This is a genomic window from Rhodoferax sp. AJA081-3, assembly GCF_017798165.1.
In the GTDB taxonomy this organism is placed as follows: Bacteria; Pseudomonadota; Gammaproteobacteria; order Burkholderiales; family Burkholderiaceae_C; genus Allorhodoferax.
Genome location: NZ_CP059068.1, coordinates 4,570,897 through 4,591,077 on the forward strand (window position 1 = coordinate 4,570,897; position 20,181 = coordinate 4,591,077).

General features: G+C 62.3%; 18 protein-coding genes. 3 read left to right on the forward strand and 15 right to left on the reverse strand.

The features are described 5' to 3' along the window. Positions 1-19: 19 nt before the first annotated feature. Positions 20-2,197: a cyanophycin synthetase gene (gene cphA / locus HZ993_RS21410; protein WP_209394719.1), complete on the reverse strand. Its 2,178-nt coding sequence runs from the start codon at positions 2,195-2,197 to the stop codon at positions 20-22. A gap of 195 nt (positions 2,198-2,392) precedes the next feature. On the opposite strand from cphA, the gene HZ993_RS21415 reads away from it, so the two are divergent. Together HZ993_RS21415 and HZ993_RS21420 are read left to right on the forward strand one after the other, a co-directional pair. After that, a complete protein-coding gene (locus HZ993_RS21415) occupies positions 2,393-4,660 on the forward strand; it encodes an ABC transporter ATP-binding protein (protein ID WP_209394720.1) in 2,268 nt (755 codons plus the stop codon). Next, positions 4,657-5,148, forward strand: a complete 492-nt coding sequence (locus HZ993_RS21420; protein WP_209394721.1) for a DUF1854 domain-containing protein — start codon at positions 4,657-4,659, stop codon at positions 5,146-5,148. The genes HZ993_RS21415 and HZ993_RS21420 overlap by 4 nt, the downstream gene beginning before the upstream one ends. Before the next feature lie 254 nt (positions 5,149-5,402). Here the strand turns inward: HZ993_RS21420 and HZ993_RS21425 are convergent, their stop codons facing one another. From HZ993_RS21425 to HZ993_RS21480, 12 genes are all read right to left on the reverse strand, one after another. Continuing rightward, a complete protein-coding gene (locus HZ993_RS21425) occupies positions 5,403-5,651 on the reverse strand; it encodes a hypothetical protein (RefSeq protein ID WP_209394722.1) in 249 nt (82 codons plus the stop codon). Positions 5,652-5,678: 27 nt separating this feature from the next. Further along, positions 5,679-6,239 (reverse strand): hypothetical protein, encoded by a 561-nt coding sequence (locus tag HZ993_RS21430; RefSeq protein WP_209394723.1) that lies wholly within the window; start codon positions 6,237-6,239, stop codon positions 5,679-5,681. 1 nt (position 6,240) lies between these two features. After that, entirely contained in the window at positions 6,241-6,624 is a 384-nt protein-coding gene (locus HZ993_RS21435) for a PadR family transcriptional regulator (protein WP_209394724.1), read from the reverse strand. 320 nt (positions 6,625-6,944) lie between these two features. Further along, entirely contained in the window at positions 6,945-8,465 is a 1,521-nt protein-coding gene (locus HZ993_RS21440; RefSeq protein WP_209394725.1) for a GGDEF domain-containing protein, read from the reverse strand. Next, entirely contained in the window at positions 8,465-9,301 is an 837-nt protein-coding gene (gene panC / locus HZ993_RS21445) for a pantoate--beta-alanine ligase (RefSeq protein WP_209394726.1), read from the reverse strand. The genes HZ993_RS21440 and panC overlap by 1 nt, the downstream gene beginning before the upstream one ends. A 10-nt stretch (positions 9,302-9,311) precedes the next feature. After that, positions 9,312-10,211 carry a 3-methyl-2-oxobutanoate hydroxymethyltransferase gene (gene panB, locus HZ993_RS21450; protein WP_209394727.1) on the reverse strand — a complete coding sequence of 300 codons (900 nt, stop codon included), beginning with the start codon at positions 10,209-10,211 and terminating at the stop codon, positions 9,312-9,314. A gap of 78 nt (positions 10,212-10,289) precedes the next feature. Next, the gene (locus HZ993_RS21455) at positions 10,290-11,147 is read right to left on the reverse strand and encodes a ScpA family protein (protein WP_209394728.1); all 858 of its coding nucleotides are present in this window, start codon (positions 11,145-11,147) and stop codon (positions 10,290-10,292) included. A gap of 77 nt (positions 11,148-11,224) precedes the next feature. Further along, positions 11,225-11,434: a DUF3460 family protein gene (locus HZ993_RS21460; RefSeq protein ID WP_209394729.1), complete on the reverse strand. Its 210-nt coding sequence runs from the start codon at positions 11,432-11,434 to the stop codon at positions 11,225-11,227. Between the two features lie 58 nt (positions 11,435-11,492). Then, positions 11,493-13,220, reverse strand: coding sequence for a SulP family inorganic anion transporter (locus HZ993_RS21465; RefSeq protein ID WP_209394730.1), 1,728 nt, complete (start codon positions 13,218-13,220; stop codon positions 11,493-11,495). Between the two features lie 19 nt (positions 13,221-13,239). Continuing rightward, positions 13,240-14,031, reverse strand: a complete 792-nt coding sequence (locus tag HZ993_RS21470; protein ID WP_209394731.1) for a YoaK family protein — start codon at positions 14,029-14,031, stop codon at positions 13,240-13,242. A gap of 12 nt (positions 14,032-14,043) precedes the next feature. Then, entirely contained in the window at positions 14,044-16,161 is a 2,118-nt protein-coding gene (gene metG, locus HZ993_RS21475; protein WP_209394732.1) for a methionine--tRNA ligase, read from the reverse strand. Between the two features lie 175 nt (positions 16,162-16,336). Next, complete coding sequence (locus HZ993_RS21480; RefSeq protein ID WP_209394733.1) at positions 16,337-17,626, reverse strand: patatin-like phospholipase family protein; 1,290 nt, start codon at positions 17,624-17,626, stop codon at positions 16,337-16,339. Between the two features lie 109 nt (positions 17,627-17,735). On the opposite strand from HZ993_RS21480, the gene apbC reads away from it, so the two are divergent. Continuing rightward, entirely contained in the window at positions 17,736-18,827 is a 1,092-nt protein-coding gene (gene apbC / locus HZ993_RS21485; protein WP_209394734.1) for an iron-sulfur cluster carrier protein ApbC, read from the forward strand. Positions 18,828-18,909: 82 nt separating this feature from the next. On the opposite strand, the gene HZ993_RS21490 is transcribed toward apbC, so the two are convergent. Beyond that, the gene (locus tag HZ993_RS21490) at positions 18,910-19,515 is read right to left on the reverse strand and encodes a hypothetical protein (RefSeq protein WP_209394735.1); all 606 of its coding nucleotides are present in this window, start codon (positions 19,513-19,515) and stop codon (positions 18,910-18,912) included. 66 nt (positions 19,516-19,581) lie between these two features. Further along, entirely contained in the window at positions 19,582-20,178 is a 597-nt protein-coding gene (locus HZ993_RS21495; protein WP_209394736.1) for a VOC family protein, read from the reverse strand. Between the last annotated feature and the right edge of the window lie 3 nt (positions 20,179-20,181).

Here is a 20,181-nt window from a genome sequence, read left to right on the forward strand (position 1 = left end):
GGTCTGTCCCGCAAAGTTATCAATACGGTGTTTTTTTGGGGTTGGACTCAAAGGTCCGCAGGCCTGCGCCAATCAGTTCGGGCGGGATGTTCAGGGCCCATGCCGCCGCCACAGCGGCCATCACCATCTCGGGCTGCGAAGCCTTGGCAGGCTTGAGCGATGCCAGCGGCAGCAGGGCTATGTCTTGCGCGCCATGGGCCAGCACGATCTGGTCGTCGCGTACAAACACCACCCGTTCACCCGCGGCGCGGTGCTGTGATAGGACGGCGCTGGTGCCATCCATGCCGTAGAAAATGACCTTGCCATCGCACAGCTCGGCCATTTCCACCACCTGGGGGTCGGCGGCATTCAGCACAGCCGTACCCGTGGGCAAAATCACATCGACCTGGGTTCGGGCCACTTTGTAGGCCTGCTCGGCATCCAGGATGTCAAACGGCACCAGAGATTCATGCCAGCTGACATCGGTGACCACACCCACGGAGCACTTGTCGTAGGCTAGGCCTTCGGCCAGTATGGTCTGGCTGCCGTTCTCGAACACGGCCGCCTGTACCGAGCGGTTGATCAGCAGGCGCTGGCCGGGCTCCCAGCGGGCACAGTCCTTGGCGTCTACCTGGCGGCCATCCAGGTACAGGCCTTCGCTGCAGGCCAGACCCACGTGTTTGCCGCTGATATGGGCCAACCAGGCCACCATGCGGGCGATACGCCCGGTTTTTTGTGTGCCGGTGATGCCCACGATGGGGATGCGACCGTCGCGGTCCATGCCAAACAGGTGTTCGATGATGGCCTTGCCAACCGGGCGACCCTGGCCCTCGGCCGGCTTGATATGGGCCAGCAAGCCGGGGCTGGCATTGACCTCGATGACGGCAGCACGTTGGGTGTGCAGGGGTTTGGTCGCGTCCTCCAGCACCATGTCCACACCTGCAATGTCCAGGCCCACCACACGGGCCGCCAGGGCAGCGGCAGCGATCACGCTGGGGTGCACCTGGTCGGTGATGTCGAACGCCACATTGCCGTTGGACTGGATCAGCACCCGCGCGTCCTTGGCAGGGACGGATTGTGGCGTCAGCCCCGCACGCTCCAGCTCCAGGATCACCTCACCGGTTTCACTGGGGATGATGACGTTGAGCGGAAACTCCTCGCCCGTGCCACGGCGCGGATCGGTGTTGATTTGTGTATCGGCCAATTGGTCGATGGTGGAAACACCGTCGCCCACCACCCACAGCGTCTCTCCCCGGGCCACCGCCACGACCTGGCGCCCTACGACCAGGGCGCGGTGCTCGGTGCCGGGAATGTATTTCTCCACAATGACGCTGCTGCCACCACCTTTGCGGTGGGCCAGTGCATAGGCGGCCTCCACATCACTCTGCGTGACCAGGTTCAGCGATACGCCACGGCCATGGTTGCCGTCGTAGGGTTTCAGCACCACGGGCACACCAATATCTTGCGCCGCCTCCCAGGCTGCCTCGGCGCTGCGCACCAGTTGGCCTTCGGGCACCGGCACGCCGCAGGATTTGAGCAGGGCCTTGGTCAGGTCCTTGTCGCTGGCAATTTCTTCGGCGATGGCCGAGGTCTGGTCGGTCTCGGCCGTCCAGATGCGGCGCTGGTTGATGCCGTAACCCAGTTGCACCAGGTTGCCTTCAGTCAGGCGGATGGACGGTATGCGGCGCTCGGTGGCGGCATCCACAATGTGCGCCGTGCTGGGGCCCAGGCACAAGTCGTCCACCTTTTCGCGCAGTTGGGCCACTACGGCCGCTACGTCATACGGGGTGTTGTTGATGGCTGCCTCGACCAGATCGCGGCCCGCAACCAGTGCGTCGCGCCCCACCTGCTCCTGGCGGGTGCGGAAGGCCACCTTGTAGACGCCGCGTTTGGAGGTTTGCCGGGCCTTGCCAAAACCGGTGCGCATACCGGCCAGGTTTTGCAGCTCCAGCGTGACGTGTTCGACGATGTGCGCCGCGTAAGTGCCTTCCTTCACGCGTTGCAAGAAGCCGCCGCGTACGCCCGGGCTGCAGTGGTGTTCAACCAGGCTGGGCAGGAAACCGGTGAGTCGCTCGTAAAAGCCGTCGATGGTGTTGGATGGGTAATCCTCCAACTGGCCAATGTCCAGCCAGGCCTCGATGACCGGGCGGTAGGTCCAGATATTGGGGCCGCGCAGGTGTGTCACCTGCAGAATTGCTATCTTTTTCTGGTCCGTCATGGCTGCTTTTCAGGGGGCCAGTCCACCAATGTGGTGCTGACCGCGTTGTGTATTCTCATTCGACCCCATCCCCTGTGAATTTGGGTCAAAGTGTTCCAAACCGAGTATCGTAAAGTATGCAGCTTGCTGCAATCGCATTGCACCCGGTTTCTGGTTCTAAGTATTCGACCATTCTGCGACCATTCTGCTGTACCCATGACCCCTGTTGTTCTATCCGAGAGTGCCCAGACGGGTGATATCTCTGTCCGTTGGCGCGAAGCCGCGCAATCGCAGCTTCGACCCCATGAGAACGTTCTGGCGGCGCTGGAGGTTGACCTTGATGCCAAGCTGCATTTTGTGCCCAGTCTGGTGGTCATCACCAACCAGCGCCTGCTCAGCCGGGCCGCCGGTGCCAGCGTCTGGCAGGAATGGGCCTACCGCGACGGCCTGGAACTGCGCCACCACGACCACGCCGGTGTAGGCCACCTGAACCTGGTGGATACCAACGGCCTGCTGGCCACCTGGCGCTTCACCCTGGCGCAAAACCTGCACGCCATTCGCCTGAGCAACCAGTTTCAGGCCGGCCTGGACAGCTACCTGTCTGGCAAACCCCTGGCCCAGGTGCTGCAAAACGTGTGCCCCAGCTGCAAGGCCCCGCTGGAGCCAGACCAGGAAGAATGCCCCATTTGCACCAAGGTGGTCCACACACCACCGTCCACCTGGACCCTGTTTCGCCTGTGGCGCTTTGCCAAACCCTACAAGGGCCAACTGATTCTGGGCTTTGTGCTGATGCTCTTGGGCACGGCAGCTCACCAGGTGCCGCCCTACCTGACCGCACCCCTGGTCGACAAGGTGCTGATCCCGCTGCAGAGTGGCCAGACCGTACCCCCGGGCACCATTGCTTTTTACCTGGCTGCATTACTGGGTGCGGGTCTGCTGGCCTGGGTGCTGAGCTGGGGCAAGACCTATGTGCTGGCCCTGGTGTCCGAGCGTATTGCGGCCGATTTGCGCACCACCACCTATGAACACCTGTTGAAACTCTCTTTGGAATACTTCGGCGGCAAACGCACGGGCGATTTGTTGTCCCGTGTGGGTAGTGAGAGTGACCGCATTGCCGTCTACCTGTCGCTGCACCTGACCGACTTTGCCAGTGACGTGGTCATGATTGTGATGACCGCCGTCATTTTGTTCACGATGGACCCTTACCTGGCCATGATCACGCTGGTGCCCTTGCCCTTTATCGGCTGGATGATCCATTTTGTGCGTTACCGCCTGCGCACAGGCTTTGAAAAAATCGACCGCGTGTGGGGCGAGGTGACCAACGTGCTGGCCGACACCATTCCCGGCATCCGTGTGGTCAAGGCCTTTGCCCAGGAGCAGCGTGAGGCCAAACGCTTCCGCGAAGCCAACCACCACAACCTGGTCGTCAATGACCGCATCAACAAGATCTGGTCACTGTTTTCACCCAGCGTGTCGCTGCTGACCGAAATCGGTTTGTTGGTGGTCTGGGCCTTTGGTATCTGGCAGGTGTCCAACGGCAAGATCACCGTCGGTATGCTGCTGATGGCCATTGCCTACATCAGCCGCTTTTACGGTCGCTTGGATTCCATGAGCCGCATCGTGTCGGTCACGCAAAAATCGGCCTCGGCTGCCAAGCGCATCTTCGATATCCTGGACCACGTCTCCAGCGTGCCCGAGCCCGCGCAGCCCGTGGCCATGGGCAAGGTGCAGGGGCGTATTGAGGTGCGCGATGTGGGCTTTCGCTACGGCAACCGCGAGGTGAACCGCGGCATCAACCTAAAGATTGAGCCCGGTGAAATGATTGGCCTGGTGGGCCACAGCGGCTCGGGCAAAAGCACACTGGTCAACTTGATCTGCCGTTTCTACGACGTGTCTGAAGGTGCGATCCTGGTGGATGGTGTGGACATCCGCTCCTATGCCATTTCAGACTACCGCCAGAACATCGGCCTGGTCTTGCAGGAACCCTTCTTGTTCTTTGGCACCATCGCCGAAAACATTGCCTACGGCAAGCCCGACGCGACACGTGCCGAGATCATTGCCGCCGCACGTGCGGCCCATGCCCACGAATTCATCCTGCGCCTGCCCCAGGGTTATGACTCCATGGTCGGTGAGCGCGGCCAGGGCTTGTCAGGTGGTGAGCGGCAGCGCATTTCCATTGCACGCGCCTTGCTGATCGACCCCCGCATTTTGATTCTGGACGAAGCCACCTCGTCGGTGGACTCCGAGACGGAAAAAGAAATCCAGAAGGCATTGGAGAACCTCGTAAAGGGCCGCACCACGATCGCCATTGCGCACCGCCTGTCCACGCTGCACCGCGCCGACCGCCTGGTGGTGCTGGACCGTGGCCGCGTGGTGGAAGAGGGGCCGCACGATGTGCTGATGGCCGCCGAGGGCGCCTACTTCAACCTGTACCAGGCCCAAGCCCGCAATATGGACGTTGACATGGACGCGTCAGACAAATGAACGAACAAAGCATTGTGGTTACCAGCGGCTGGACGCTGCAGCGCGACACCTTTGGCAAGCTGATCCTGACCAACGCGCAGGGCGAGCGTTCGGAGGGTGTGGTGCCGGTGCGGGCCTTCCCCATCCAGTCGCCCGAAGTGGGCATCTCCATGGTCGATACCGATGGCCACGAAGTCGCCTGGATCGAATCCTTGGTCGACCTCGCCGAACCTGCCCAGTCGCTGATCCGTACCGAGCTGGCCAGCCGCGAGTTCATGCCCGTGATCAGCACCATTGTGTCGGTGACCAGTTTCTCGACACCTTGCACCTGGAAGGTGGAAACCGACCGTGGCGACACCGAGTTTGTGTTGAAGGGTGATGAAGACATCCGCCGCATTGGCACCGCGGGCAGCCTGCTGGTGGCGGATTCACATGGCATCCAGTTCTTGATCAAGGACCAGCTGGCGCTGGATGCGCGGAGCAAGAAAATTCTGGATCGGTTTTTGTAGATTGCCGTTGCATCTGGCAGCAGAGCTTGGGGCAGTGGTCCCCGCCTCATGGTGTCAAAGGCCCACAAATCGGCGGGGACCACTGCCCCAAACTCTGCGGGTGCGATGGGTGAGGCGCGGACACCAAAGGCAGGGATTTGGTCTGAGGGGGTGTGTAGTCCCCCATTTAAGCCACAGTGCCAAGCCGAATCGTCTCAAGCGAAATCGTGCTCTAGCCCCTGTGAAATATAAGCCTATAGCTATAAAAATAATAGCTATTGAGACTCCGCAAGCGTCAACATCCATTGCCTGGCAATGTCTACATGCACCAAACACCAGCCGCCAAGCTCGCGGCTTAAATCGGTGCCACCACGTCCTGCCACACCGCCGTGCGGTTGCTCCCGCCGTGTTTGGCCGTGTACAGGGCCTTCGGCGTCGACCTTGTAGGCCCGCTTGTCGTCGCCGTAGTCGACACCATAAGCCAGAGCCAGCGCAATGGTCGGAACAGCGAGTATGAGCAGCACCAGCAGGGAAGTGGCGCAAAAGGCGAGTCAGGTCTTCATGGCCCGGTTCAAGACCTGCAGCACGCGGTGGGTCAGCAAGCCGATGGTCGCCGCCAGCAGGAAGCCGATCGGTGCAAACATGCGGCCGAGCAGCTCGGGCATATCTGGATGCGGTGCGCCGGTGAAGGCGATGACCACGCTGTTGCCACCGGCAGTCGACCACATGCCCACGGAGTCTTGCCCCAGCAGCTTGACCAGTGCCAGGCCCAGGCAAAACAGGGCCAGGCCGTAGCCAAAACCCGCCATCGACCAGTACAGGCCGCGCGTCACGCCCCGCTTGACGGTCTGGATCGCGCGGAAGCCCGTGGGCGGCGGCGTGCCGGCCAGCACATGGGCCACGTAGCGCGATGCCAGTTCACGCGGCGGGCCGAAGCCGGCCAGGATAGCCTCCAGCCCGACCGTCTTGCCCAGCCGCTCTTGCTGTTCGAGCACGTCGAGCACATGGCTCTCGATTTCGCGGATCACCTCGGCGGCGTCGGCCGGGTCCAGTGGCGCGAGATAGCGAGCCAGGTCGCGGCTGTAGTCTTGAATCTTCTGTTGCGTGTCCATTTCAGTGTCCTTCTTGTGTGCTCTCGCCGCGTTGCGTCGTGCGGCTGATCAATTGCCCGATGTCTTCGGCCGTCTGCAGCCAGCAGGCGCTCAGACTGGCCAGCCGTTGCAGGCCCTTGCTGCTGAGCTGGTAGTACTTGCGCGGCCGGGTGTCACCCGCTTGCACCCATTGGGCGTCCAGCAGGCCATCCCGCTTGAGGCGGTCCAGCAGCGGATACAGCGTGCCTTCGCTGATGGCTGTGGTCGGGAACTCCTGCAACTGGCGCAGCAGGTCCAGCCCATACAGCGCGCCGCCCTTCAGCGCCGCCAGCACCACCAGCTCCAGCGTGCCCTTGCGCATCTGGACCTGCCAGCGTTCCTGTGACTCGTTCTCTTCGTCATCCATGACTATGCAATACCTTAATACTATGTAATGCATAGTATATTGCATCAAAGAGCCTTGTCAAGCGGCGGTGGTCAGGATTTGCCAGAGCCGTCCATCGACTGGAAGACGTCCCAGCCAGCTGAAGCTCATGGGGCGGAGGGCAAGTAGCGGCAACGCACGCGGCGGACTGGAGTGCTATTGGATGTCCGCTGGGGCCGCCGACAGATGGCCCATGCGTGGGCTCACGAGGTGGTGAGCCCGTACGGTCTCAGCTCTCAGCGTCCACATCCATTGCCTGGCAAGGTCTGCATGCGCCAAACACCAGCCGCCAAACCCGCGGATTAAAACGCTAACACCGCTTCCTGCCACACCGCCGTGCGGTTGCGCCCGCCGTGTTTGGCCGCGTACAGCGCCTGGTCGGCATGTTTGATCCAGGTTTCGTGGTCGGGGTGCTTGGGGTGGAACATGGCAATGCCCAGGCTCACTGTGAATTGCAGCGCTGCGGCTCCTTCGGTGGGCACGGTCTGGCCCGCAATGGCCTCGCGGATACGGTCGGCCAGCGTGGTGGCTCCGGCCACATCCACATTGGGCAGTATCAGCAAAAACTCTTCACCGCCCCAGCGGGCCGATACATCGATGGTACGAATGGACGCGGTGATGGTTTGGGCCACGCGGCGGATCACGGTGTCGCCCACATCGTGGCCGTGGCTGTCGTTGATGGCTTTGAAATGGTCTATGTCCAGCATGACCAGGGCGGTTGGCTCGGCAAACCGCATGCAACGTTGTGTTTGCTGCTGCAGGGCCTCTTCCATGGCGCGGCGGTTGAGCAGGTTGGTCAGCATGTCGGTGCGAGAGGCCAGGCGCAGTTCCGCATGGGTGCGCGCCACCTGCTGCAGCAGCAGGTCGTTGGAGTCGATCCAGTACGTGAAGACGCGGTACCCAAAAAAACCGACAAACACGATGACCACCGCAGACACCCAGTAAAAGGCCCAGGTGGTAGCGACCAGGGTTTGGGTCGCCTCCAGAAACTTGCCACTGTCACCCGCGCCCAGCGCCTGCCGGACCGCGTTAGTGCCCAGCCACACCGTCGTCATGCCATACCCGAGCACGCCCAGGGTGATGAGCAACATCAGCCGCAGGTTGCGCCGCTTGCGGTCGGTGGACTCGGGCTGAAAATACTCGGGGTGTTGGGCCTGCCAGCGCGCCAGGCGTGGCCAGGATACCGCCAACAGGGGGCCAACAATCAGCACACTTTGCAGAAAACCGCCCAGCCACCACCCCTGCCAAATGGGGAGTGAGGCCACGGTGTCGATGCGGTTGGTGTGTATCCAGATCAGGGCTCCGGCGGAACTGAAGACCGCACCCACAAACGCAATCAGGATGTAAAAAACCACACTGTGCACGGACCGCATGTGCAAAGGCACGGCCACCGCCCGGTAGCTCTGCGACATGACCGCAAAACCCAGCGGGTTGGCAAAGGCAAACAGCAGCGCCCACGGTGTTGGCATGCCGGCATACAGCGCCAGCGTCAGGGTTGCCACATAACCGGGCACGGCCCCCCAGGCCCAACCAAAACTGAGGGTCCACCACAGGCAGATGATGAGGGGCGGGTAGATGGTCAGGTATACCTGCACGCCGGCAAAGGGCAGTGCAATGCCGGACCATTGGTAAACCACGGTGGCCAGCCCCAGGCCCACACTGGCCAGCAGCGAGGCCAACCAGCAGCCCAGAATCCAGCGTTTTTCCGTCGGACTGCCGTGGCGCAACAGCAGGGGCAGCGTGACGCTGCGATAACGCAGGGCATCCGGGGATGATGGCCCGGCAGGCGGTGCAGACGGTGCATGCAGCGCCGCGCCTGGCATCACACTTCCAGGTTGTCGATCAAGCGGGTCGCACCCAGGCGGGCCGCGGCCAGCACCACCATGGCGTCACCGGCCTGCGCAGGCTGCAGATCGGCCTGGCGGCGCACGGCCACGTAGTCCGGGCGCCAGCCCAGGTTGCTGAGGCTTTGCATGGCCTGGGATTCCAGACGGCTGATGCCCGCGGCGTCCAGCACGGTGTTGGTGCGCAGTGCCTCGGCCACGGTCTTCAGCGTGGCCGACAACTGAACGGCCTGTTGGCGCTCGGCAGCACTCAAGTAACCGTTGCGGGATGACAGCGCCAGGCCATCCTCGCTGCGTTGGGTCTCGCCACCCACAATGTTCACCGGCATCGCAAACTGTTTGACCATGTTGCGGATCACCATCAGCTGCTGGTAGTCCTTCTTGCCAAACAGCGCAGTGCGCGCCTGTGTGCACGACAGCAGCTTCAGCACCACGGTACACACACCAATAAAAAAGCCGGGGCGGAAGTGGCCTTCCAGAATGTCGGCCAGCTCGGTGGGTGGGTGCACCTTGAAGGTTTGCGGCTGGGGGTACATCTCCGCCTCTTTGGGCGCGAAGACCAGGTCGCAACCGGCTGCCTCCAACTGCTGGCAATCGGCGTCCAGGGTGCGCGGGTAGGTGTCGAAATCTTCGTGCGGCGCAAACTGCAGCCGGTTTACAAAAATGGTGGACACCGTGATGTCGCCCAGCGGCTTGGCCTGGCGCACCAGGGCCAGGTGGCCGGCGTGCAGGTTGCCCATGGTGGGCACCACGGCGGGGTGGCGATAGGCGCTCAGGTGGTCGCGCAGATCAGACAGGGTATGGACAAGTTTCATGGCCGCTGCTTCACCATGCGTGTAGGCTGTCGTCGGGGAAGCTGCCGTTTTTGACGGCGGCTACATACGCCTCAAACGCGCCGCGTATGGTGCTGGCATCGTCCATGAAGTTGCGCACAAATTTCGGGTTCTTGCCCAGGTTCAGGCCCAGCATGTCGTGCATCACCAGCACCTGGCCTGCCGTGCCCTTGCCGGCGCCTATGCCAATGGTGGCGCAGTGCACCAGTTCGTCGGTGAGTTCTTTGGACAGCGGTGCGGGCACCATCTCCAGCACCAGCATGCTGGCGCCGGCGTCTTGTAACTCATGCGCCTGGCGCTTGAGCAGGTCGGCGCTGACCTGGGTCTTGCCCTGCACGCGGTAGCCGCCCAGCGAGTGCACCGTCTGGGGTGTGAGCCCCAAGTGGGCGCAAACCGGAATGCCGCGTTCCACCAAAAAGCGAACAGTCTCGGTGGTCCAACCACCGCCTTCGAGTTTGACCATGTGGGCACCGGCCTGCATCAGAACCCCAGCGCTACGAATGGCTTGCTCTTTGGACTCCTGGTAGGAGCCAAATGGCAGGTCACCAATCAGCCAGGCCGTGGCCTGTGCGCGGCGCAGGCCGCGTGACACCATCTCGGTGTGGTAACGCATGTGCTCCAGCGAGACGCCCACCGTGGTGTGCAGGCCCTGGCAGACCATGCCCAGCGAGTCACCCACCAGAATGCTGTCGATGCCCGCTGCATCCGCCACCGCCGCAAAGGTGGCGTCGTAGGCGGTGATCATCGTGATTTTTTCGCCCCGGGTGCGCATCTCTGCCAGGCGTGGCAGGCTGATGGGCTTGCGGCTGGGCATGGGGGATGCGGGTGGCAAGGTGCCGTAAGGCGTGGCGTGCAGCGCAGCTGCGTTGCTGTCAGGTGTTTGTTGTGTCATGGGGGAGGAAGGTTCCGGTGACGGTTTGGGGACGTGATCGGGCGAATACTAACCGTATCGCAGTCAACGTGCTGCTGTTTACGTGGGAGAGTACGCCAGCCGCACGTAGATAGGCGCAAAGGCCTCGGCCTGGGTGATTTCGATCAGAGTTTCCTTGGCCAATTCCAGCAGGGCGATAAAAGTGACCACCAGCACCGGCGCGCCACTCTCGGGGTCAAACAAATCCTCAAAGCCCACAAAGCGCCGACCCTGCAAACGCTTGAGCACCATGCCCATGTGTTCCCGCACCGACAGCTCTTCGCGGGTGATCTTGTGGTGCTGGACCAGCTTGGCGCGCTTCAAAATGTCGCGCCACGCCTCTTGCAAATCGACCACATGCACGTCGGGGAAACGCGGCACCAGGGACTGTTCGATGGTGATCTCGGCCTTCAAAAAATCGCGGCCAAACTGGGGGATGGCATTCAGGCGGGCCGCGGCCAGTTTCATCTGCTCGTATTCGATCAGGCGGCGCACCAGCTCGGCGCGCGGGTCTTCGGCCTCTTGTCCCTCGGCCACCTTCTTGGGCGGCAGCAGCATGCGCGATTTGATCTCGATCAGCATGGCTGCCATCAGCAGGTATTCGGCCGCCAGCTCTAGGTTGCGCTTGCGGATCTGGTCCACATAGACCAGATACTGCTTGGTCACGCTGAGCATGGGAATGTCCAGAATATTGAAATTCTGCTTGCGGATCAGGTACAGCAGCAAGTCCAGCGGGCCTTCAAAGGCCTCCAGAAAGACCTCCAGCGCGTCCGGCGGGATGTACAAATCCTGCGGCATCGCAAACAGCGGCTCGCCATACAGGCGCGCCACGGCAATGTGGTCTACCACCTGCGGCATGGCCGGCAGTATGGCCAGATCGGCATCGGGTTCGCCGACAGTGGGGGTGACTTGCGTCATGGGTATGCTATCGAAGCAATAGCAAAATCGTCATATTCGACGGGGGCTAGAGCCTGATTTGGCTTATAGACTAGGGTCTACAGCTTGTTGCTGGTCTGGTAAACGTAGGGCTTCTGTGCCACTTTGGCTTTGCGGTAACCGGTCCAGGCGTCGCGGTCTACCAGCTTGTTCCACAGCAGGGCCAGGCCCTTGCGCTGTTCACCCACCAGCGTGGGCTTTTCCTGCTTGAGTTGCTCAAGGAACAGCGTGGTGTCGGACTTGTAGTCGGGGCGGCGGAAAAAACTCATGGGGTGACCTCGTGCAGCTGTTGGGAGCGTGTTGCGGCCATTTTACCGGTCTAAAGGGTCAGGCTCCGGGCGAAGGTAGGGGCGGCAGGCATTCTTCCGCGGCGGCCAGGCCGCTGGTCAGGCCGGCAAACAGGGCATCCTCCCCCACCAGGGTGACCAGACCACTGCGCCGGGCAATGTCCAGGGGCTGGTGCATCAGACCGCAGACCAGCAGGCGCACCCCGTGTTTTCGGCAACTGCGGGCCAGGTCGTGCAGGGCGTCGGCACCGGAGGAGTCGATGTAGATCACGTTTTTCAGGTCCAGCACCAGCACCCGCGCGGGCAGGGCGTCCTGCACATCCTCGACCAGCTTGACCGCGCCGAAAAACAGCGCACCATACAGCCGGTAGGCCGCCATCTGCTGGTCCACGCCCGGCCGGTCGGCCAGGCCCGGGACGTCTGCCAGCACCACAGTCTCGCAGCGCGACAGACTGGAGATGCGGTAGATAAAGGTGATGCAGGCCGCCACCAGGCCCACCTCGACCGCCACCGTCAGGTCAAACACCACGGTCAGGAAAAACACCGCCAGCAGCGTGACCCGGTAGGGCAGGCGGTATTGGCGCAGGTGCCAGAACTCGCGCCACTCGCCCATGTTCCAGGCCACAAACATCAGAATGGCCGCCATGGCCGCCAGCGGGATATTGCGCGCCAGCGGGGCGGCTACCAGAACCACCAGCAACAGCGTGGCGGCATGCACCACACCGGCGATGGGGCTGTTGGCACCACTTTTGACATTGGTCACGGTGCGGGCAATGGTGCCGGTGGCCGGCATGCCACCAAAAAATGGCACTACAAAATTAGCCACACCCTGGGCCATCAGCTCCTGGTTGGGGTTGTGGCGGTCGTCCACCATGCCGTCGGCTACACGGGCGCACAACAGGGATTCAATGGCCCCCAGCAGCGCCAACGTCATGGCAGGAATGAACAGAAAACGGGCCGATGCCCACGAGAAATCAGGCCACTGCAGCGTGGGCAGTGCCGATGGAATGCCGCCAAAACGGCTGCCAATCGTCTCTACCGGAAGCTGCAGCGCCGCAACACAGAGCGTGGCCAGCACCAGGACCACCACCGCACCGGGTACCAGGGCCAGCCGCCGCGCCCAGGGCCAGCGTGTACCCAGGCGCGGCATGCCGAATTGCCACAACACGATCAGGCCCAGGCTGGTGACGGCCAACAACGTGGCCACACCATTGAGCGTGGGCAGGCCGGCGCGCAGGCTGGACAGGATGCCAAAAAAATCCCCTGGCATGCTGGTTATGCGCAGGCCTAAAAAGTCTTTGACTTGCGACACCGCCACCAGCACCGCAATGCCGTTGGTAAAACCAATCACCACCGAGACTGGAATAAACCGTATCAGCGTGCCCAGCCGGAAGAAACCCATGGCGAACAGGATGACGCCCGACATGGCCGTGGCAATGATCAGGTTGGCCAGGCCATAACGCTCCACAATGCCGTACACAATCACGATGAAGGCGCCCGCCGGCCCGGCGATCTGCACCCGGCTGCCACCCAGCAGCGAGACGATGAGCCCGGCAATGATGGCGGTGAACAAACCGGCCTCGGGCTTGAGCCCGCTGGCAATGGCAAAGGCCATGGCCAGTGGCAGGGCCACCACCCCCACAGTCAGCCCCGCGCCCACATCCTGCGAAAAGCGCTGCCGGTTGTAGCCCTGCAACGCGTCCACGATGCGGGGCCTGAACCAGTGGTGTGCCGACCGCTGTGCAGATGCTGTCTGTGGGGTGCTCATCACATCTTCACGACTGGCACTACGGCGATTCTTGCGGCGGGGCCACACGCTCGGGAGCATCCGGCAGGCCCGAGGCCAGTCTGCCGTGGCGCAGGTCGTCTGCAATGGGCCCCCCGGTCAGAAGCAACAGCAGCAAGGCCAAGGGCACGGTGGCGATGTAACCGGCGTGTTTGAAACCAAAGGCACCCAGCAGCGCACCGCCAAAAAAGCTGCCCACCAGTTTGGCGTGGATGCGCAGCTTGCCCCGGTTGGCAACAACCTTCTTGGGGAATGTGGAGCCGTTGAGGTAGAACAACTTGCCCAGCTCAATGCCCAGGTCGGTCAACAAACCCGTGACGTGGGTGGTGCGGATTTCTGCGTGGGACACTTTGGTGATGACCGCGTTTTGCAGGCCCATGATGTAACACAACAGCAGCACGGTGACGGGTACAAACAGCGTCGAAAAATGGTCGATGGCGGTGCCAAAAATGCCGAACACCAGCAGCAGCCCGGCCTCCACAACCAGGGGGCGGGCAAAGGCGCTGCGCATATTGCGGCGCAGGGCCCAGTTCACCATCCAGGCGGTTGTCATGGAGCCGCCGATGAAGGCCGCCACCAGCGCCACGCCCACAAGCGCGAGCTGCATTTGCCCCAGGATCAGGTTGTCGGCCACCGAGGACAGAATGCCCGACATGTGCGAGGTGTATTGCCCCACGGCCAGAAAACCACCCGCATTGGTAGCCCCTGCAACACCCGCCAGGACGCAGCCCAGGCGCAGGTTGGTCGTTGCGCTGCGGTGAACGTCGGTCCACCAGTGGATGCGGTGGCTCATGAACGCGGGTTTTTAGTGGATGCGCATGCCGGGCTGTGCGCCGGGCCATGGGTTGAGGATGTAGATACCGGGGTTGGCTTTTTCATCACCATGGCTGGCAGCAAGAACCATGCCTTCGGAGATGCCAAACTTCATCTTGCGCGGCGCCAGGTTGGCCACCAGCACGGTGAGCTGGCCGACCAATTCTTCGGGCTTGTACATGCTGGCGATGCCGCTGAACACATTGCGCATACGGCCTTCGCCAGCATCCAGCGTCAGGCGCAGCAGTTTGGTGGAGCCTTCCACCGCCGCACATTCGACGATCTTGGCGATGCGCAGGTCGATCTTGACGAAGTCATCGATGCCGATGACTGGGGCGATTTCTTCGCCGCCGGGCACAGTTGCTATTGTTACAGTAGCGGGCTGAGCAGATTCCACGGGGGCTGGAGGCTCAAACAGTGCATCGAGTTGTTCGGGGGTGACACGTTGCATTAGGTGCTGGTAGGGTGTGATGGCCTGCACGTTGCCGGCTACTTGCCAGCGCGTCATGTCGCTGCCGACGAAGCCTTGCACAGCCGTGGCCAGGCCAGGCAGCACCGGCGCCAGGTAACGGGTCAGCGTGGCAAAGGTGTTGATCAGCACCGAGCAGACCTGGTGCAGCGCCTGGTTGTTGGCCACATCCTTGGCCAGGTCCCAGGGCTTGTTCTGGTCCACATAGGCATTAACCTTGTCGGCCAGCAGCATGATCTCGCGCGTGGCCTTGCCGAACTCGCGGGTCTCATACATCTGCGCAATAGCGTCACCCGCACCGCGCACATCGGCCAGCAGGGCGGCACCGGTGGTACCAAAGTCGCTGGTCAGCTTGCCCTCAAACCGCTTGGTCAAAAAGCCCGCCGCCCGGCTGGCGATGTTGACGTATTTGCCAATCAGGTCGCTGTTCACACGGGCCATGAAGTCATCGGCATTGAAGTCAATGTCTTCATTGCGGGCTGAGAGTCTGGCCGCCAGGTAGTAACGCAGCCACTCGGCGTTCATGCCCAGGTCTAGGTACTTGAGCGGGCTCAAGCCAGTGCCACGGCTCTTGCTCATCTTTTCGCCGTTGTTGATCGTCAAAAAGCCGTGCACAAACACGTTGTTGGGCGTCTTACGGCCGCTGAACTTCAGCATCGCGGGCCAGAACAGCGTGTGGAAAGTCACGATGTCCTTGCCGATGAAGTGGTACTGCTCGGTGTCGTCGGCAGCCATGTATTCGTCAAAGCTGCGCGTATCGCCGTGCTTGATCTTGGGGCCGCCCTTGTCGAACCAGTTCTTCAGCGACGCCAGGTAGCCCACCGGTGCGTCCAGCCACACATAGAAATACTTGCCCGGCGCATCGGGAATCTCGATACCGAAGTAGGGCGCATCGCGGCTGATGTCCCAGTCGCCGAGTCCTTCGCTCTTGCTGCCATCGGGGTTGGTGCGAACGCTGAACCATTCCTTGATCTTGTTCGCCACCTCGGGCTGCAGCTTCCCGTCTTGCGTCCACTTCTGCAAGAAGTCCACGCAGCGCGGATCGGACAGCTTGAAGAAGAAATGCTCGGAGCTCTTGAGCTCAGGCTTGGCGCCCGACAACACCGAGAACGGGTTGATCAAATCGGTCGGTGCATAGACCGAGCCACACACCTCGCAGTTGTCTCCGTATTGGTCCTTGGCGTGGCACTTGGGGCACTCGCCCTTGAAGTAGCGGTCCGGTAAAAACATGTTCTTCTCGGGGTCGAAGAACTGCTCGATGGTCTTGGTCTCGATCAGCGAGCCACCTTTATCGGCAGAGAGGTCGCGCAGGTCACGGTAAATCTGGCGCGCCAGCTCGGTGTTTTCGGGCGAATGCGTGCTGTGCCAGTTGTCAAAGCTGAGGTGGAACCCGTCCAGGTACTGTTTGCGTCCGGCCGCAATGTCTGCAACAAACTGCTCCGGCGTTTTGTCAGCCTTTTCGGCTGCAATCATGATTGGCGCACCATGCGTATCGTCCGCGCAGACAAAATTCACCGCATGGCCCTGCATCCGCTGGTACCGCACCCAGATATCGGCCTGGATGTGTTCCATGATGTGGCCGATGTGGAATGGGCCATTGGCGTAGGGGAGGGCGGTGGTGACGAAGAGTTGGCGTGGCATGGGAAGTAATCAACTTTCACAGAGGAACCAGTGATTTTAGTCGCGCGAAGGTCCAAAGCTGGAGCCGGCGCGGGCGGTGTGGGCGTTTTGCGCAGGTAAAGGAGGAGCCCGAAGGGCGGGGGACACGGAGCAAAACGTTCACACCGCCCGCGCCGGCGGGGCGAACCACGAAACCCTATCGCAGCCGCAGCGGGTCCCTGCGCCGGTCCACACCGGTTGGCAGGCGGCTGGATTTATCGTCCAGCAAACACACCGCCTCAGGATCGGTCCAGTTGAAGAAACCACAAATCTCCAGCCGCTGCCGCTGTGCATCGGCATACCCTAGGGCCATCAGTTCGCTGGTGTAGCCAGTCTCAAACAGCAGGTAGCTGGCCAGCGCCGAACCCTTCACGTCCGCCTTGCGCGACGACACACCCACACCACCCAGCATGGTGCGCACGGCGTGGGGCAGGGCGTCGATGTGTTTGGACGCGATCATGTCAATGCGTTCGCTGGGCGATATGACCAGCAGCTCCAGTGGACGCAAGGCGCTGGCCTGGCGGGCCGCCTCGGGCACCAGCTTGATGGTCTGGTTGATACGCTGGGCGCGTTCCACATCCACTGCCAGCGCATCCAGAAAGATGTTGGACAAGGCGTGGCCGGCTATTTGTGCGATGGACGGGTAGGCGGCTGCGGCGAGCGGCATCTGCTGGTTCTTGGGCTCGTGCATGCGCCCGGCGCCCACCACCAGGATGCGGTCCGCCCCCAGGTGGATGGCGGGTGAGCAGGGCGCGGACTGGCGCATGGAGCCATCGCCAAAGTACTCCATGTGGCCGTTGATATGCAGCTCGGTCGCCGGGAACACAAAAGGGATCGCGCTGGATGCCAATAGGTGGGCATGGGTGATCTTGTCCTGCACGGCCAGGCGCTGGCTGCGTATCCAGGGCAGCAGGCGCTTGTCGCCCTCGTAAAAGGTCACGTGTTCACCCGAGCTGTAGCTGGATGCCGTGACGGCCAGCGCCTGCATATGGCCCTGGCGTATCAGGTCGGGCAGGCGCTCCAGTGGCACCAGGCGGGTCAGCAGCTCGGCCAGCGGGGCGTTGTCCAGCAGCGAACGGGGTTTGACCCGGCGCCACTTGGCCAGTATCCAGCCCATGGACAGCAGCGTCAGCCATGTGGCACCCGAACGCAGCATGGACAGATGGCCGGTGCGGTAGACCTGGTCGGCGTGGAAGCCGCGCCAGGTTTCGGCGATCAGCCGCACCGTGGCGTCGAAATTGTCCGAGCCGCAGGCCAGGGCCGAGGCATTGATGGCGCCGGCCGATGTGCCGGTGATGATGGGAAAAGGGTTGGGCTCGTTGCCCGCGCCGCAGGCCAGGCGTATGTCGGCAATGGCCTCCAGCACGCCCACCTGGTAGGCCGCGCGTGCGCCGCCTCCGGTCAACAAAAGCCCTGCGGGGCGCACGTGGGAGATTGGCTCTGGCATATGCCAACCATTATGGGAGGTGGTGGGTACTTGTAAATGCCCGGTATGCATGGACGCGACGGGGGTTAACCCGAATCGATAGACTAGGCGCATCTTTTGGAGAAATTGAATGAGCGTGACAGTGCAAGCGATCCAGGAAGCCATCCAGGGCGTGATCGACCCCAACACCGGCAAAGATTTTGTGTCCACCAAAGCGGTGAAGAACCTCAGCGTAGCGGGTGGTGACGTGGCCTTTGATGTGGAACTGGGTTACCCCGCCAAGAGCCAGGTTGCCAGCCTGCGGGCTGCGCTGATTGCCGCGGCCAAGGGCGTGGCCGGTGTGGGCAATGTGTCGGTCAATGTAACGACAAACATCGTGGCCCATGCGGTACAGCGCGGTGTGCAACTGCTGCCCGGTGTGAAAAACATCGTGGCCGTGGCATCTGGCAAGGGCGGCGTGGGCAAGAGCACTACCGCCGTCAACATCGCGCTGGCGCTGGCCGCCGAGGGTGCGCGCGTGGGCCTGCTGGACGCCGACATCTATGGCCCCAGCCTGCCCATGATGATGGGCCTGCAGGGCCGACCTGAATCCGCCGACGGCAAGACCATGGAGCCGATGGAAAACCATGGCGTGCAGGTCATGTCTATCGGCTTTCTGGTGGATGGTGACCAGGCCATGATCTGGCGCGGCCCCATGGCCACGCAGGCGCTGGAGCAGCTGCTGCGCCAGACCAACTGGAAAGACCTGGACTACCTGATCGTCGACCTGCCACCCGGCACCGGCGATATCCAGCTCACGCTCTCCCAGCGCGTGCCCATGACCGGCGCCGTCATCGTTACCACGCCGCAGGACATTGCTCTGCTGGATGCCAAAAAGGGCATCAAGATGTTTGAAAAGGTGGGCGTGCCGATTTTGGGCATTGTCGAAAACATGGCTGTACACGTGTGCAGCAACTGCGGCCATGTGGAACACATCTTTGGCGCGGACGGCGGCAAGAAGATGGCGGCGGACTACGCCATGGACTACCTGGGCGCGCTGCCCCTGGCCCTGCAGATTCGCGTGCAGGCCGACAGCGGCCAGCCCACCGTGGTGGCTGACCCCGATGGCGAGATCGCCGGCATCTACAAGGCCGTGGCGCGCCAGGTGGCGGTGTCGATTGCGGCCCGCAACAAGGACTTTTCCAGCAAGTTTCCGTCCATCACCATCAGCAAGGCGACCTGAGGCGTAATTGGTGAAATTGGCCTGTAGCCCCCGTCGTATATACCTATGATGCTACCATTGTTGTAGCATTTGCCATGCGGGGCTAACGGAAGGGTGACAGCTCGGTGCGCTCGTAGTCGCCAGGATCATCCGCATCGCGGCGGCGTGTGGTCGCGGGGGCGGCGGCTGGTGCAGGGGCAGCATCCTTGGGCGGCCGTTTTCTTTGGCGCCGGTCCAGTATGGATGGGGGTTCTTCTTCCACCGGTTCGGGTGCAGCGTCGTGGGCCCAGACCACGGGTGGCGGCAGCACGGTAAACGGGCAGCCACACTCGGGTGAAAAGCGCCAGCTGATGGTGCACTTCTGGGCGTGGTCCACCATGGGTTCAAACCGGTCCAGACCCCGCAGCAATTGCAGCTCCAGTGCGCGGGCGTAGCGCATCAGCAGCTCATGCCATTGCACCACCACCAGTTGGATATGCAGTTCTTCCCCGCGCGGGCCATTGGGGACCGTGTTGGCCTCACAGGTCAGCCACTCCGAGGGGATGCCGTGGCGGCGCAGCGTATCTTTGAACACCACGCGGACCAACTCGCGCTGGATGTCGGCGTGGGGCTTGATGCTGGGGGAGGGGGCTGCAGGGGGGACGGAGTGTGGGGTGAGCCGCGAATCGGCAGCGTCGGTGGGGACGCTGTGTCTGAAAAAATTGAACATCCGCGTTCCTCCTTGACCTTATACCCTCCACTGTAGCGGATTGACCCGCGTTGGAAAAGCCCAAAACTAGGGTTGCGGCGCATATTTCTTGCCGGTGATGGGGATCACAATCCGGTCTTCCTGGGCCCGGTTGGGCAGCATCTTGAACAGGGCAAAGGCACTGATCAGCAGAACCACCACGACCAGGGCCAGCACCAGCCGGTTCGCGCTGCGTTGCTGACGGTCCTCGGCACCCAGGCCGTCCAGCACGGCGCGTACCTTGCGCAGTGCAATTTTCTCGGCTGCGCGGTGCTCGCGGGCCCGTTGCGCGTGGGGGTCGTGCACCTCGACCAAACCGACCACATTGCCAAAGGGATCCACAAAGGTGGCGGTGGGTGGGTTGTGGGTGTCCGCCAGCACCGGGGGCGTCTGCGGGTGTATGCCCAGGGCCTGCAGGCGCTCCAGTTCCTGGCCCAGGCTGTCCACACCCCAGTAGGCCAGCACGCCGCGGTGCGCCGGTTGGACGGGGTCTTCCACCAGCTCCAGCCAGGAGCCGTCCACGCCATACCGCAACACACCACCGCTGACGGGGTAGGGCAACACATCCAGCCACTGGCTGTACCAGTGCTCGGCCTGGGCAAGGTCTCCAACCGTGTAGCGCACCGTGCGCAGGGCTTCAATCATGGT